14 protein-coding genes are annotated in these 14,177 nt (G+C 46.1%); 5 read left to right on the top strand and 9 right to left on the bottom strand.

All coding sequences use genetic code 11. The features are described from left to right. Complete coding sequence (locus ACMVP2_RS10260; RefSeq protein WP_317488822.1) at positions 1–327, bottom strand: DUF6249 domain-containing protein; 327 nt, start codon at positions 325–327, stop codon at positions 1–3. A 115-nt stretch (positions 328–442) separates the two neighbouring features. On the opposite strand from ACMVP2_RS10260, the gene ACMVP2_RS10255 reads away from it, so the two are divergent. Both ACMVP2_RS10255 and ACMVP2_RS10250 read left to right on the top strand, forming a co-directional pair. Continuing rightward, positions 443–1,018: an RNA polymerase sigma factor gene (locus tag ACMVP2_RS10255; protein ID WP_339785694.1), complete on the top strand. Its 576-nt coding sequence runs from the start codon at positions 443–445 to the stop codon at positions 1,016–1,018. Between the two features lie 21 nt (positions 1,019–1,039). Continuing rightward, positions 1,040–1,543, top strand: coding sequence for a hypothetical protein (locus ACMVP2_RS10250; RefSeq protein ID WP_416867628.1), 504 nt, complete (start codon positions 1,040–1,042; stop codon positions 1,541–1,543). A 55-nt stretch (positions 1,544–1,598) separates the two neighbouring features. On the opposite strand, the gene ACMVP2_RS10245 is transcribed toward ACMVP2_RS10250, so the two are convergent. The 4 genes from ACMVP2_RS10245 to rbfA all read right to left on the bottom strand — a co-directional run bounded on the left by ACMVP2_RS10245 (position 1,599) and on the right by rbfA (position 6,547). Next, entirely contained in the window at positions 1,599–1,775 is a 177-nt protein-coding gene (locus tag ACMVP2_RS10245; RefSeq protein WP_193218038.1) for a hypothetical protein, read from the bottom strand. A gap of 12 nt (positions 1,776–1,787) precedes the next feature. Further along, positions 1,788–4,733 (bottom strand): DEAD/DEAH box helicase, encoded by a 2,946-nt coding sequence (locus tag ACMVP2_RS10240; RefSeq protein ID WP_416867627.1) that lies wholly within the window; start codon positions 4,731–4,733, stop codon positions 1,788–1,790. Between the two features lie 197 nt (positions 4,734–4,930). Further along, complete coding sequence (locus ACMVP2_RS10235) at positions 4,931–6,154, bottom strand: FtsX-like permease family protein (RefSeq protein ID WP_416867626.1); 1,224 nt, start codon at positions 6,152–6,154, stop codon at positions 4,931–4,933. Between the two features lie 12 nt (positions 6,155–6,166). Then, the gene (gene rbfA, locus ACMVP2_RS10230) at positions 6,167–6,547 is read right to left on the bottom strand and encodes a 30S ribosome-binding factor RbfA (RefSeq protein WP_339785684.1); all 381 of its coding nucleotides are present in this window, start codon (positions 6,545–6,547) and stop codon (positions 6,167–6,169) included. An 85-nt stretch (positions 6,548–6,632) separates the two neighbouring features. Between rbfA and ACMVP2_RS10225 the strand changes: the two genes are divergently transcribed. After that, positions 6,633–8,042 (top strand): hypothetical protein, encoded by a 1,410-nt coding sequence (locus ACMVP2_RS10225; RefSeq protein ID WP_416867625.1) that lies wholly within the window; start codon positions 6,633–6,635, stop codon positions 8,040–8,042. On the opposite strand, the gene rpiB is transcribed toward ACMVP2_RS10225, so the two are convergent. Genes rpiB through glyA form a run of 3 tightly spaced genes read right to left on the bottom strand, consistent with a single transcriptional unit; the run spans position 8,043 to position 10,604 of the window. Then, on the bottom strand, positions 8,043–8,477 hold the full coding sequence (gene rpiB / locus ACMVP2_RS10220; protein WP_339785680.1) for a ribose 5-phosphate isomerase B: 435 nt from the start codon (positions 8,475–8,477) through the stop codon (positions 8,043–8,045). Beyond that, positions 8,474–9,292, bottom strand: a complete 819-nt coding sequence (gene tatC, locus ACMVP2_RS10215) for a twin-arginine translocase subunit TatC (protein ID WP_152001782.1) — start codon at positions 9,290–9,292, stop codon at positions 8,474–8,476. Before tatC ends, rpiB begins: the two co-directional genes overlap by 4 nt. 40 nt (positions 9,293–9,332) lie before the next feature. Continuing rightward, entirely contained in the window at positions 9,333–10,604 is a 1,272-nt protein-coding gene (gene glyA / locus ACMVP2_RS10210) for a serine hydroxymethyltransferase (RefSeq protein WP_416867624.1), read from the bottom strand. A gap of 263 nt (positions 10,605–10,867) precedes the next feature. On the opposite strand from glyA, the gene pheA reads away from it, so the two are divergent. Both pheA and ACMVP2_RS10200 read left to right on the top strand, forming a co-directional pair. Beyond that, complete coding sequence (gene pheA / locus ACMVP2_RS10205) at positions 10,868–11,932, top strand: prephenate dehydratase (RefSeq protein WP_152001544.1); 1,065 nt, start codon at positions 10,868–10,870, stop codon at positions 11,930–11,932. Positions 11,933–12,075: 143 nt separating this feature from the next. Beyond that, positions 12,076–12,591, top strand: a complete 516-nt coding sequence (locus ACMVP2_RS10200; RefSeq protein ID WP_416867623.1) for a hypothetical protein — start codon at positions 12,076–12,078, stop codon at positions 12,589–12,591. Between the two features lie 48 nt (positions 12,592–12,639). On the opposite strand, the gene ACMVP2_RS10195 is transcribed toward ACMVP2_RS10200, so the two are convergent. After that, a complete protein-coding gene (locus tag ACMVP2_RS10195) occupies positions 12,640–14,133 on the bottom strand; it encodes a GH3 auxin-responsive promoter family protein (RefSeq protein ID WP_416867622.1) in 1,494 nt (497 codons plus the stop codon). Between the last annotated feature and the right edge of the window lie 44 nt (positions 14,134–14,177).

The raw sequence follows: 14,177 nt of genomic DNA, 5'->3' as shown, positions 1-14,177 counted from the left end.
CTATTGGTTCTCCTTCTGCTCCATTTTGTGTGAGATAAAAAGTCCGGCTCCTCCAAAGATAAAAATCATGGAAAAATAGGCTACCTCTTCGTCTCTGAAGAAGCCTTCAATAAGCCCCCCAAATAAGATTCCGCAGCCTACACCAATAAACAATAGGCCAAATTTAAGCGCAATGCTATTGGTTGACTTCCCTCTGAAAATATTGGGGTCGGCGCCTTTTTCAATGGCGGCTAGTCGCTCGTCGTTTAGAAACTTCCTCCAAAAGATGATGGTGATAGCAATGGAGGTAAACAACGCTAATGGGATTAATACTTCCGGTCCGTGCATATTATTTTAAGTTTTGATTTGTCCCTATGACGCCCCACTATTGGCAGCGGTTACAAATGAAAACTTATTATTTTTTTTCGGTAACTTCTGTGCTCAAAGATGCGTCATAGGGGCGGTGTCAGAAACTAGTTATACAGAAGAGGAGCTAATCACCTTTATCAAAAAGGGCGAGTCTGCTTACTTTCGCCATTTGGTAGACAGGCACAAAAGCTATGTTTACACGCTTGCTCTCAGGGTGGTGTGCTCACATGAAGATGCTCAGGAGGTGGCACAGGACTCTTTTATTAAAGCCTACAACAATATTTCATCGTTCAAAGGCGACGCTAAATTCAGCACATGGCTTTATAGAATTGTTTTTAACACCGCTATAAGTAAAAAGAGAAAAAAAAGACTACCTGAAACAGATATTGAGAAGGCTTCGGGCGTTTTGGATGCGGACGGCATGAACTCCAGTGAACTGTTGTCGCAAAAGGAAAGGAGGGCCTGGATCAATAGGGCGATTGAAAGGCTGCCTGAGGATGATGCGTTTTTGATTACACTATATTACTTTCAGGAACTGACGCTGGAGGAGATTGAAAAAATTACTGGGTTTGCTCCCAACAATGTTAAAGTAAAAATTTTCAGGGCACGAAAAAAGCTGGCCGAATGGTTGGGCAAGTGCTTGCAGGAGGAAATAACCTCATTGACCTAAAAAGAAAAGGCAATGGAAAACATGGAACAAAGATTATTCGACTATTTAGAAAATAAGCTTCCAGCCGCTGAGAGGAAAGAGCTGGAGAAGCAAATAAGCAAGGACAGCGTTTTGCAAAAGCAGTTGATAAGCATGCAAAATGCCGACAAGCTTATGGCCAGGCATAACATGATGGAGCTCGATGATGTGTTTTTCACCGATGGCATCATGAATAGGATAGCGGCTGGAAAGGCCAGGGCCAGTAAAAGCAATCGCCTTCTTTGGATGGCACTGGGGATTTTTGCAGCAATGTTTGCTGCTGTACTGAGCATACTGCCTTTATTCCAGGAAACGGTACAGAGCCCATCTGTAGAGCCCAATTATCTTCCTGAACTCCCAGCATTCGACTTTGCTCCCATGCTCGAAACAATCGACAATCCAGCGCTTATTCAGCTCGTGGTGATTGCCACGGCCATCGCTGTGTTGCTGGTGGCTGATAAATTTTTAGGTGGGAAGTTCAAACCTAACCTGCCGTCTCTCTTTTAGCTTCTGGCTAGCGGTTGCGGATGGGCAGGTCAGAAGAAATTACTGAAGGGCATCATTAGCTCCCACAGCCCACGCACTCAAACTCCGAGTTGCTCGGGCGGACTCCCTCAAGTGTCATTTTGAGGTTGTGGATTTTATCCCTGATCTCCATGTCTTGAAACATGTCGCCGGTAAGCTTGCCTTCCAGTGTTGCGATTTCGCCTTCAACGGTGGTTTTTTCCTGATCAGTCATTACTAGTGGTTTTTAGGTTAATAGATTCTGGATATCTTCTTTCGAAAGATTTTTTACAAAACTCTCTTCCGTGCTAATTAATTCCGTAGCCAGCTTCATTTTTGACTGCTGAAGTGCCAATATTTTCTCCTCTACAGTGTTCTTGGTGATGAATTTATAGGTAAAGACCTTGTTTTCCTGCCCAATTCTGTGCGCTCTGTCCACAGCCTGTGCCTCCACGGCCGGGTTCCACCAGGGGTCGAGGAGGAACACGTAGTCGGCCTTGGTTAAGTTGAGGCCTAAACCTCCTGCTTTCAGGGAAATTAGGAACACCTTAATAGACGGATCATTTTGAAACTTCTCTACCTGTGCCTGGCGGTCTTTGGTGGAGCCGTCGAGATAGCAATACGTAATTCGGTTTTCCTTCAGGTAATTTTCCAGCAAAGCCAAATGCTTCACAAACTGGCTAAAAACCAGTATTTTATGATCTTTGCCGACAGCTGTTGCCAGCATGTGGGTCACGTCCTCCATCTTTCCTGAGTCGCCACCATAGTCGGGATCAACTAGCTTGGGGTGGTTGGCTATCTGCCGGAGCTTTGTCAGGCCCTGTAGCAAAATCATGTGCGACTTGTTGACGCCATCCGTTTCTATCTGATCCATGATTTTGTTTCTGAACAGCGACTTGGCTGTTTCATACTCCTCTTCCTGCATGGCAGTCATGGTGCAATACTGAACGTTCTCAACTTTCTCAGGCAGCTCAGTAGCTACCTGGTTTTTCTTCCTCCGCAGAATAAACGGTTTTATAATGGCGTAAAGCTTCTGAACCTTCTTTTCGTCGTTCTTTTTTTCAATCGGGTTAAGGAACTCATTTTTGAAAAAAGCCTGATTTCCCAAAAGCCCAGGATTGATAAAGCTCATTTGCGACCACAAGTCCAGCGTAGTGTTTTCGACCGGCGTTCCTGTCAGAATAAGTTTGTGCTTCGATCGAAGTTTCTTTACCGACTTGGCAATGTTGGAAGAAGGGTTCTTAATGGCTTGAGACTCATCAAGTATAATGTAATTGAAGTAAAACTTTTCCAGCAAGTCGATGTCAAGCCGCACGATGCCGTAGCTGGTGAGCACCAGGTCGTAATCGGCAAATTTGGTCACATCTTTCTCTCTCTGTGTGCCTGTGTAGTTCAGCACTTTGAGGCCGGGAGTAAACTTTATTGCTTCTTTTTCCCAATTGTAGATAAGCGATGTGGGCATGACAAGCAAGCTGGTGCCGGTGTTGCCGTTTTGCTCTTCTTTCACAGCTTGAAGCATTGCGAGCGTCTGCACGGTTTTGCCCAGGCCCATGTCGTCTGCCAGGCAGCCACCAAAGTTGTAGCTGTTGAGGAACCTTAGCCAATTGAACCCAGCTTTCTGGTAGGGCCTTAGCGTGCCCTTAAAATGCAATGGGGCCGGGAAGTCTTCGATCTCCTCAAAGCCCCGCAACTTCTCCAGTTTTCTGCTGAGTGTAACGGTAGCCAGGTCGCTATTGCTCAACTCCTTAACCAGCGCCAGGTGATGTTTTTTGAGTGAAACGGCACTTCCGTCAGCTTTGCCATCTTCGGCAAAATTGAAAAGCTCTGAATATTCCGTAAACCAGGCTTCAGGGATGACGGCGATTTCCCCATTGGGGAGCGTGATTTCCCTTTGTTTCCGAATGATGTGCTTTCTGATGGTTTGAAACGGTATTTCAAACTCCCCGAACCGAACCGTGGCAAAAATGTCGAACCAGTCAATGTTTTCTCTTACCTCAATCGAGATTTGCGAAGTACCGATAAAGTACCGCTTGTCTCCCTTTTGGTTTTGCTGAAGCTTGACCCCAAGCTCTGCCAGCTTAGGGGCGGTAAAAGACATCCAACTGAATGCTTCCCCTTTGTTCAGGGTGGCCTTTGCATGCTTCAACTCCAGTCCCGACTCTTTCAATAGGGCAATAATTTCCCGTTCTCTCGTCAGGTCACGGTTGACCCTGTGAAATGTGTAGTCGTCTCCGTTTTGCTCTACCGACACACTCACTTCAGTCAGATTTTCAGCTTTGAATTTGTACGGGCCGTATTGAAAGACGAGCTCAAATAGCATTTTTTCATCGTTGGGGTCACCAGCCACAGCCACATTGCCCTCGTCGGAAAAGAGTGATAGCTCTTTTGTTGACGCAAGCTCAGAAAAAGTGATAACAGCCTTTGGGGGGAAGCTAACGGTGTTGATGGTAAAGCCTTTGGCGTATACGTCAAAAGCTGCAACGAGCGGAGCGACGAACTTCCTGTAGTAAGTATCCTCCACCGACTTGGGGATCACAATAAATTTCTTGTTCAAAAACGGCATTAGCTTATGGCCGTCTACTTCTTTTTTGAAGGTGAACAGCATATTGTCCATCACCATCCAGGCCGGCTTTTTGCTAACTATGTAGGCCCCCTTGTTGTTAAACTCAAGCTTTTCGCCGTTCAATTTTAAAGTTGGGAAATAGTGCGTGTTTTCTTCATTCCGCCTAAAGTGGAAGAGAACAGTTGCCGGTTCGTTCTGCCATTCCAGCTTTTTCCAGGCAGGGTCACCATCTCGCCCCATTTCGTACACCTCCTTGTTCACCATCAAGGGCAGTAGTTTTCCTCTCCTTCTTTCCAGGTACTGCTCAATTTCCTGCTGTAGTAGCTTGTTTCCTTTTTCGGTATCGTAGGTTTTCAAAAAGAACTCAGCCGGCTTGATCTTTTTTTTATGAAAGTGACTCACCACCGCATCCTGCTGCATCGAGTCCATCGTCTTTATGAGTTCGTAATCGACTTCGTCCAGCCCGGCAGCAAACTCCTGTGCGTTCTTGAAGGAAATATTTTGAGAAGCCAAAGAAAGCCTGCCTTTTTCATCTACTTGTACCACGAACGATTCCGCCAAATAGCCGAGGTACTCGTGCTGGAACAGAGAATAAATTAATTTGAATGGTTTTGCTGGTGAAACGTTCATTAATAGATTCAAAAAATTTTCAAACCTGAAAACTAACCATTATCGGTCAAATAAGCATCAAAATTCTGTAATCTGTTTGACTCTAAAATCAATGAAGTTTCTCCAATCAGTTGAAAACTAAAACATTGATAGCTTTATTGGTGAAGCAGCCGAGGGCGATTCATTTTATATACGGCAAAAATGAACCGCTGACGGGTTCACAAGTCAGCGATAAACTTTGATTTACTGGCCAGGTAGGCGGGTCTGTAGGAGGCAAGCAAGGTGACCAGGATAGAAAGCACAGCGGTAACGGCAACGTCCAGGGGATCGATGAGCACAGGATAGGCGTCTACAATGGAGCTTTGCATACCCAAAGAAACGACTCCAAACTGCTGCTGGAGATAACTTAAAGTAAGTCCGAGCACGAGGCCAACGGTGGCACCGATAAGCCCGATAAGTGCACCTTCCGACACGAAAATTCTCTTGATAAGTTTATCTGTGGCACCAAGCGCATAGAGGATAGCCACATCCCTTTTCTTTTCGAGGGCAAGCATGGAAAGCGAGAAGAAGATGTTAAATGAGGCAATAGCCACAATAAACGAGAAGGTCAGAAAAACGAAAAACTTCTCCCACTTCAGTATTTTAAACAGATCGGAGTGTTGCTCTTCTGAAGTTTGGATTTTGAATTGGTTGCCAAGTAGTTTTTGTAAGGCCGGCTTCACAGTTTCTGGCGTGAAACCCTCCTTCAGTTGTAGCTCCAGGCTTGTTCTTTTGTTGCCAAATTCTGTTAGGGTAACAGCAAAATCAAGTGGGACGAAGATGTAGGTCTCGTCGTACTGCTTCTCAATGGCAAAAAAGCCACCCGGCATAATGCTTTGCTTGTTGAAATAGCTGGATGGGCTCAACGAGCCCGGGTTTACATTTTTTGGATAATGAAGTTGTAATGCCAGGAAATCGTTGTTGGCTGAAATAGAAAGTGCGTACTGAATGCCACGGCCAATGATAGCCCTTGGAGCGTTGTCTTTTTTGAGCAGGAGTTCGCCCTGAACAAGGTGCTCATCAAAGCGGTGGTTACTGATGAAATTGTCGCTAACCCCCTTTATTTTGGCCACCATGTCGGTGTCGTTGTAGGAAATGAGCACAAAGTCTTCGATTACTTCCGACACTATCGACACTCCCGGAACGGCCGCTATTGAATCGATCAGGCTTTTGTTAGCTACAAAACTTTTCCCCTTTGAAGCCTCTACTTTTATCTGTGAGTCGAATGTGCCGTACAGGTTTCTGAGAATATCCTCCAACCCATTGAAAAATGACAGCCCGATGATCAATGCCATGGTGCCAACGGCCACCCCCACCATAGAAATAATGGAGATGATATTGATGAAATTCTTCTTTTTCTTGGAGACGAAATACTTCCTGGCGATGAATAGAGGTAGATTCAAAGTAGTAGTTCGTTAATCTTCTGTATCGTCAGTTTCGTCCGCCGGTGGAATATCAAGGCTGTTGATCAAACTATCCATTTTGTGTGCATGATCCTCAGTGTCATCAATAAAGAAAGCAATTTCAGGAATTATTCTTACCTGCTTGCCAATCCTTTGACCAAGCAGCTTCCGAACCTGGCTCTTGCGTTCGTTGATCTGTGCCAGCATTTCGTTTCGGTCCTCTGCCATGAATATGCTGAGGTACACTTTGGCAAAGCCGAGGTCTGGGCTCATTTTCACCAGCGTAATGGTGATAAAGGCCTTTCCAAACATGTGTTTTGTGTCACGCTGGAAAATTTCCCCTAATTCTTTCTGTATTAAGCGGGCGTATTTTTGTTGTCTGGTGCTCTCCATAAGATGGCAAATATCCGCATTATTTTGCACAATCGGCGTTATAACACGTATTTTCGTGGCAAGACAATAACCTTGAGAAAATCCGTTGCTATCTTTTTTTAGAATAAACGACCCTTACCGCCTCATTTTTGTGCTGCTACTTTTGGTGCTGGTAAGGCTACCATTTTACATTTGGGGAATTCCACTCACGTTGCCGGAGCTGCACTGGCGGCTTGTTGGGGAAGCAATGGCTCAGGGCGGTCACCTTTATCTCGATATTTGGGACGACATCGGACCGCTGTCAGGCGTCATGTATCAGGTGATCTTCTACCTGTTTGGCGACTCCCGCTGGCCTTATTACGTCATCTCTGCTTTGCTGGTGATTATTCAGGCGGGACTATTCAACCAGGTACTGCTGCGGAACAAAGCCTACAAGGAAAACACCTATGTGCCTGCCTTGTTTTACATGATGTACATGAACCTTTCGTTCGACTTCATCACGCTGTCGCCGATTCTGTTCAGCACCACCTTTATCTTGTTAGCGATCAACAATATTTTCCGGCGCATAGACAACAATACCCGGGACGAGCTTTTTCTGTACACAGGGCTTTATCTGGGAGTCGCTGTGCTATTCTATCTCCCACTTCTTCCCTTCCTTTTTACCACGGCCTTGTCGCTGGCCCTTTTTACGGGATCCATACCACGGCGGTACATCCTGCTCTTTTTTGGTTTTTCGGTGGTGATTTCTGTCAGCTATGCTTACTACTATTGGCTCGACGCTGTGGATGAGTTCCACACGCAGTTTATGAAAGGACTTTGGAGAACGAGGAAACATTACCTGATGTCTTCTTTTCAGCTTTTCGTCATCGGCGGATCCTCATTGTTGATTCTTGTAGTTTCTCTATTTCGGATTTATACCAAAGCGAGATTTGCCAACTACCAGGTAAAGTTTCAGCAGGTCATGTTCATCAACATTATTGCCGGGTTCATCACGCTGGCTATTTCAAACCAAATCGTTCCGCAGCTGCTCCTGATTTTTGTGCCCCCACTGGCCTTTTTTACCGCTCACTATATATTGGAAATGAGGCGAAGAATTTGGGCTGAAATATTTGCTACTTTGGTTTTTGTTTTGGTGCTCGGTTGGAGCTATGCAATGTTTAGGCTGCCTGCCAGGCTCAGTGAGACAATTACTTACGATGCATATTTCGCTCAAAAGGAGTTGTTGCCGGCCAGCTACTCAGGCAAGAAAATATGGGTAATTGGCGATAGGGAAAGCTACTACGAAAGCGCCGCATTGGGCAGTAAATACCTGAACTGGGATCTGAGCGAGGAGGAGGTAACACAACTCGATTTTTACACCAATGTTGAAAACGTATTCAACAATATCGATCAACTCAAGCCGGAAGTAATCGTAGACCTCGAAGGTCTGATGCCTAAGTTAATAAATCGGGCACCTGCTATAGGTGAAAGATATGAGAGCGTGGACGGGACGAACTTCTACATAAGAAGGGAGTAATCAACAGCTTATTTTGCCCACCCTTCGTTCGTGTCTGCCTCCCTCGAATTTAACTGAAAGAAAAGCCCTGACCATTTTTTCAGCTTCTTCATAGTCAACGAATCGCTCCGGCATGCACAGTACGTTGGCATTGTTGTGCTGTCTGGCGAGCGCAGCTAGTTCTTCTTTCCAGCAAAGGGCCGCTCGTATTTGCTGGTGTTTATTGGCTGTCATGGCCACACCATTGCCACTGCCACAAATAAGGATACCAAAATCAGATTCATGACTTTCGACGGATGTGGCTACAGGATGAGCGAAGTCCGCATAGTCTATCGAATCAGCACTGTGGGTGCCAAAGTCCTTTACTAGGTGACCTTCACGTTGCAAAAAGGCAAGTATCTTTTCTTTGTAACCGAAGCCAGCATGATCAGCTCCCAGGGCAATTTTTAAGCTCATGATTTCGGGTTTCGTTTCAGCGCTTCTTTTGCTTCTTCTCTCGCTTCTCTGCGTTTGATTCTCTTCGAAATATAGATACTCACTTCATAAAGCCCAACGATCGGCAGCGAAACAAGCATTTGGCTGAATGGGTCTGGTGGAGTAATCACAGCACCAACAATGAAGATAACGACGATAGCATGTCTTCTGTAAGTGATCAGGAATTCCGGGGTTACGATTCCGGCCTTCGTTAGGAAATACATCACAATCGGAAGCTGGAAAATCAGCCCGCTTGAAAGTACCAACGTCACTACTGTGGAAACATAAGAGATAATATCAAACTCGTTGAGAATGGATGGATCCAGCTGATAGTTGGCCAGGAAGTACACTGACACTGGCGTCACTATAAAGTAGCCAAAAAGCACACCAATCATGAAAAGGAAGCTCACGAAAAAGGTAGCCCCACGGGTCAAATTTCTTTCATGTGAGTAAAGTCCAGGTGCAACAAAACGCCAAATTTCCCAAAAGGCATAAGGGAAGGCACAAATAAGCCCCACCACCAGTGAGGAGGTGATGTGCATAGTGAACTGCCCGGTAAGCTGTCGGCTTTGGATAATGAAAGGAAGCTCGTTGATGCATAGCGCATCTATTCCAACGACTTCTGAGAGCTTGCAAAGCATTCTGTACGACCAGAAGTCTGTTTTGGATGGGCCAAGAATAAGGACTCCAAAGATGAAGCCCTTGGAAACAAAGGCGGCCACGGAAAAAACCAATACTGATGCTACTGAACGTACCAGATGCCACCTGAGCTCTTCCAGGTGGTCGATAAACGACATTTCTTTCTCTTCACTCTCCGCCACGGCCGGTATAGTTTAATTATTTGTAAAGTGGGAAGTTGCTCATCCAGCTATTTACCTCCTTCTTGATAGCGGAAAGTTTGGACTCATTTTCATGGTTCATCAATGCGTCGTCCACCAGTTCGGCGATTTTCAGCATGTCATTTTCTTTGAGTCCTCTTGTAGTCATGGCCGCAGTTCCGAGCCTCATACCCGAGGTTACAAACGGAGACTTGTCGTCGAAGGGAACCATATTTTTGTTGATGGTAATATCTGCTTTTATAAGGCCATTTTCAGCCTGCTTGCCGCTTAAGTTTTTAGGGCGCAGGTCGATCAGCATCATGTGGTTGTCGGTACCATCCGAAATCACTTTGTAGCCTTTGTCGACAAAGGACTGCGACATTACCTTCGCATTTTTTTGTACCTGCAGCACATAGCTCATGTAGTCGTCCGACAAAGCTTCCTGAAAGGCAATCGCTTTGGCTGCGATTACATGCTCCAGCGGGCCGCCTTGCGTGCCAGGGAAAACACCGCCGTCCAGCAGCGAAGTCATCATTCTCAAATCACCTTTAGGCGTTTTTAGCCCAAACGGATTTTCAAAATCTTCCCTCATCATGATCATGCCACCCCTTGGGCCCCGCAGTGTTTTGTGCGTGGTGGTGGTTACTATGTGGCAATAGTCAAGCGGATCGTTGAGCAAACCCCGGGCAATGAGCCCCGCAGGGTGAGATACATCTGCCAGCAATAGGGCTCCTACTTCATCGGCAATGGCCCTGAGCCTTTCGTAGTCCCAGTCTCTGCTGTAAGCTGAGGCACCACAAATCATCAACTTAGGTTTTTCCTTCTTTGCTGTAGCTTCTACCACGTCATAGTTGATGACGCCGGTTTCCTTTTCAACGCCATAAAAATTGGCCCGGTACAGCTTGCCTGAAAAGTTGACGGGGGATCCGTGAGTTAAATGCCCACCATGAGAGAGGTCAAATCCAAGGATAGCGTCACCGGCATTAAGCACTGCCAGCATCACGGCGGCATTTGCCTGAGCCCCTGAGTGGGGTTGCACGTTGGCCCAGGTGGCGCCAAACAATTCCTTTGCACGCTCAATCGCAAGAGTTTCTATTTCATCAACCACTTCACAACCACCATAGTATCTTTTACCAGGGAGGCCCTCGGCATATTTGTTGGTTAACACGGTACCCATCGCCTCGATTACCTGCGGAGAAGCAAAGTTCTCAGAGGCTATCAACTCAATGCCGTCTTCTTGTCTTTTCTTCTCTTTTTGGATGAGGTCAAAAATCAATGTATCTCTCTGCATTTCAGGAATTGTTTGCGGCCAAAGTTAGCGCAAGCAGTAGAATTTACCAATTGAAATACCAGACGTATTACAATGCCTTTTTTAGCATGCAACAACCAAAAGAAATATGCCTTGACGAAGCCCGCAGTTTCGGCCAACTGACACAGCTGCTATATGTTGTTTTACCCAAAAAAAACGTACATTTTTGTTCCCATTTCAAAATAAAGGCAACATCCGCACAGCGCATACCTGTTGGATCAGGAATTAATTATAAGGCAAAGGACATGGCACTAGAAGAATACCGGAAGCAGATAGATGACCTCGACAACAGGATTTTGGACTTATTAGCTCAGAGGATGGAAGTGGTGAAGCAGGTCGGCGATTTAAAAAGAAAGACCAACGCCACTATTTACCGCCCCGAAAGAGAAAAGGCGATCATCGACAGGCTTGACAAAATGAACAAAGGCTTGCTCAACAGGGCGGCCATTGAGGCCATCTTTCTTGAGATTTTCGCAGTAGCGAGGAATCTGGAGCTGCCCGAACGAGTGGCCTACCTGGGGCCGGAAGGAAGTTTTACCCACCAGGCGGCCGAAAGCCGGTATGGGGCAATGAGCACTTACACTTCACTTAACTCCATTGAAGCGGTGTTTGAAACCGTTAAGAGCGATAGGGCGAGGTTTGGCGTAGTGCCTATTGAAAATAACCAGGAGGGCGTGGTGCAGGAAACCATTGACCTGCTTGGCCGCTACGACCTTAACATCATTGCCGAGCTGCCTTTGGCCATCCACTTCGCTTTTGCCACTGAGGAAGAAAACCTGAAAAGCATTAAGAAAATTTATTCTAAAGACATTGCTTTCAGGCAGTGTAGTGCGTTCATCGAGGATCATTTCGACAAAGGAGTAGAACTGGTGCCGGTAAACTCTACCAGCACGGCTGTAAAAATAGCTAAGGAAGAGAAGGGTGCGGCGGCCATTTGCGCTCATATTGCTGCCAAGGAATACGACCTTCCGATACTGTTTGAGAACATTGAAGATTCCGGAGAGAACTCTACCCGGTTCATTATTCTTTGCAAGGGGCATTTTAACGAGCCAAGCAACAACGACAAGACATCCATTTTAGCACGGCTGGAAGATAAGCCGGGAGCTTTGGTTACGTTCCTGCAGGAATTCCACAAAGCCAAGATCAATCTTTGCAAAGTTGAGAGTCGGCCAGCCAAAGAGGGCTCTAATTTTAAGTATATTTTTTATATCGACTTTGATGGCCATTTCAATGATAGACGGGTTCAAAAGGTGGTGAAGAACTACTGGCACAACATTAAGTGGTTGGGCAGCTATGTGAAGCTGGTCTAGTCAAAAAAAATAGTACCGTTGGAAAGAACGAAACGTACTTTTGGATCGTTTTAAACTCATCTGGGAAATATTTGAGGCCTCAAATTCCAAAGCGTGACAAACAGCCACGCTTGCCTGGAAAAGAACACAAAAAAACCATCGAAATGAAAAAGTTATCAATGCTGGCCGCAGTGGCTATAGCTTTTGGAATTGTGGTTGAGGCCAGTGCCCAACAAATTGAAATAGGCAAGAACACAAAAATTGAGAGGAGCGAAGTGCCCATTCGAATCCTCAAAAGCCTGGAGAATGAATTTCCGGAAACGGGCAATTTCCAGGATCAAACGTGGTACCTGCACTACATGGAAGGCAAGGGCAGCTTGACGGCAAAAGTTTATAAGGTAGTCATCGAAAACAGTGACCTGGATTTCACAGCGTACTATAAACCCGATGGGGAGTTTGAAAAGGCTAATGAAATTAAGAAGCATGCTCAACTGCCCGAGGCAGTGGAAGCAACGATACACTCGCAGTATGGCAATTGGAAGGTGGTTGATCGAAATGAAATAATCTCTGTGGGCAGGTTCAACCGTGATAGGTTTGAGATACAGCTGGAAAAAGGCAACCTGGAGCGCCTGATTGTGATATCGCCCGATGGCAAGGTGATCCGGGACAGGCATTCATGATGAGCGAAGAAATCAGATCAATAAAAGGGGGCGAATGGCTCCCTTTTTTTATGCCGTAACGTTCATCATTTCCAGCAGGTCGTCAATATACTCCCGGGAATTGGAAAGCCGTGGCACTTTGTTTTGGCCGCCAAGCCTCCCTCTTTTTTTCATCCACTGATAGAAAGTGCCTTCTTCCACCACATAGAGCACCGGCGCTTCGAGGGCAAGGCTTTTATATCGTTTGGCGTCGTAATCTGAATTGATTTTTCGAAGTGTGCTGTCCAAAACCTCTATGAACCTGGTTCTGTCCTGTGGAGGCTTAATGAACTCCATCACCCATTCATGAGCTCCCTTTTGTCCACCCTCAAGGTAACGTGGGGCGGCTGTAAAATTGCTGATCACCGCCGAGGTTTCCCTGCATGCTTCAGTAATCGCCGTTTCTGCATTCTCTATGATCAGCTCTTCGCCGAAGGCGTTAATGAAGTGCTTTGTCCGGCCGCTGATTTTGACCCGGAAAGGACTGATAGAGGTAAACTTAACCGTGTCACCAATTCTGTACCTCCAGAGCCCAGCGTTGGTGGTAATAATCATCGCATAGTTGACGCCGATTTCTACCTGTTCCAGTGTTAGTGCTTTGGGGTTATCGTTGCCAATTTCCTCAAAAGGGACAAACTCATAAAAAATGCCGTAGTCGAGCATCAGCAGCATCTCGTCTGAGTTCCTTTGGTCTTGTATGCCAAAAAAGCCTTCGGACGCATTGTAGGTTTCCATGTAGCGCATGCCATCGGAGGGGATGAGCGCCTTAAAAAGGTCTTTGTACGGGGGGAAAGCTACTGCGCCGTGGAAGAAGACTTCCAGGTTTGGCCACACCTCCAGGATATTGGTTTTGCCTGTTAGTTCCAGTATTCGCTGTAGCAAGACGACCGTCCATGTGGGCACGCCACTAATACTGGTTACGTTTTCCTCCAGCGTGGTGGCGGCCATCATCTCAATTTTTTCTTCCCACTCGTCCATCAGCGCAATTTCCATGCTTGGTGTGCGCACAAACTGAACCCATAGAGGAAGGTTCTTGATGATGACAGCGGAAACGTCACCATAATAAGAATTGGCGTTTTTGTCGAACTGATTGATCTGCTGGCTGCCGCCAATGGTGAGGCCCTTGCCTGTAAAAAGCTTGGATTCGGGGTAGTTGTTAACGTAGATGGAAATAAGATCTTTTCCACCCTTAAAATGGCAGTCTTCAAGTGCCTCCGGAGAAACGGGGATGAATTTGCTGCGGGCATTGGTAGTGCCCGACGACTTGGCAAACCACTTTACCTCGCTTGGCCAGAGCACATTTTGCTCTCCCTTCATTAATCGGTCAATATAGGGCGCCAGTTCTTCATAGGAAACAATGGGCACCCGCTTTTGAAAGTCCTCGTGATTTCGAAAATCCACAAAGCCGTATTTGTTGCCGTATTCTGTATCCTTACCCCGCTGAATCAGCCTCTGGAAAAGCTCCTCCTGCACCTCAAAGGGATACTTCATGAAAAGCTCAATCTGGTGGATTCGCTTTTTCATGACCCAGGTCATTATAGAATTGAGAATTTCCATTGGTGTTGTTG

It is taken from the genome of Imperialibacter sp. (assembly GCF_048007035.1).
Classification (GTDB): domain Bacteria; phylum Bacteroidota; class Bacteroidia; order Cytophagales; family Cyclobacteriaceae; genus Imperialibacter.
The sequence above is the reverse complement of the archived record's forward strand: the minus strand, read 5'-3'. Positions and strand labels throughout refer to the sequence as shown.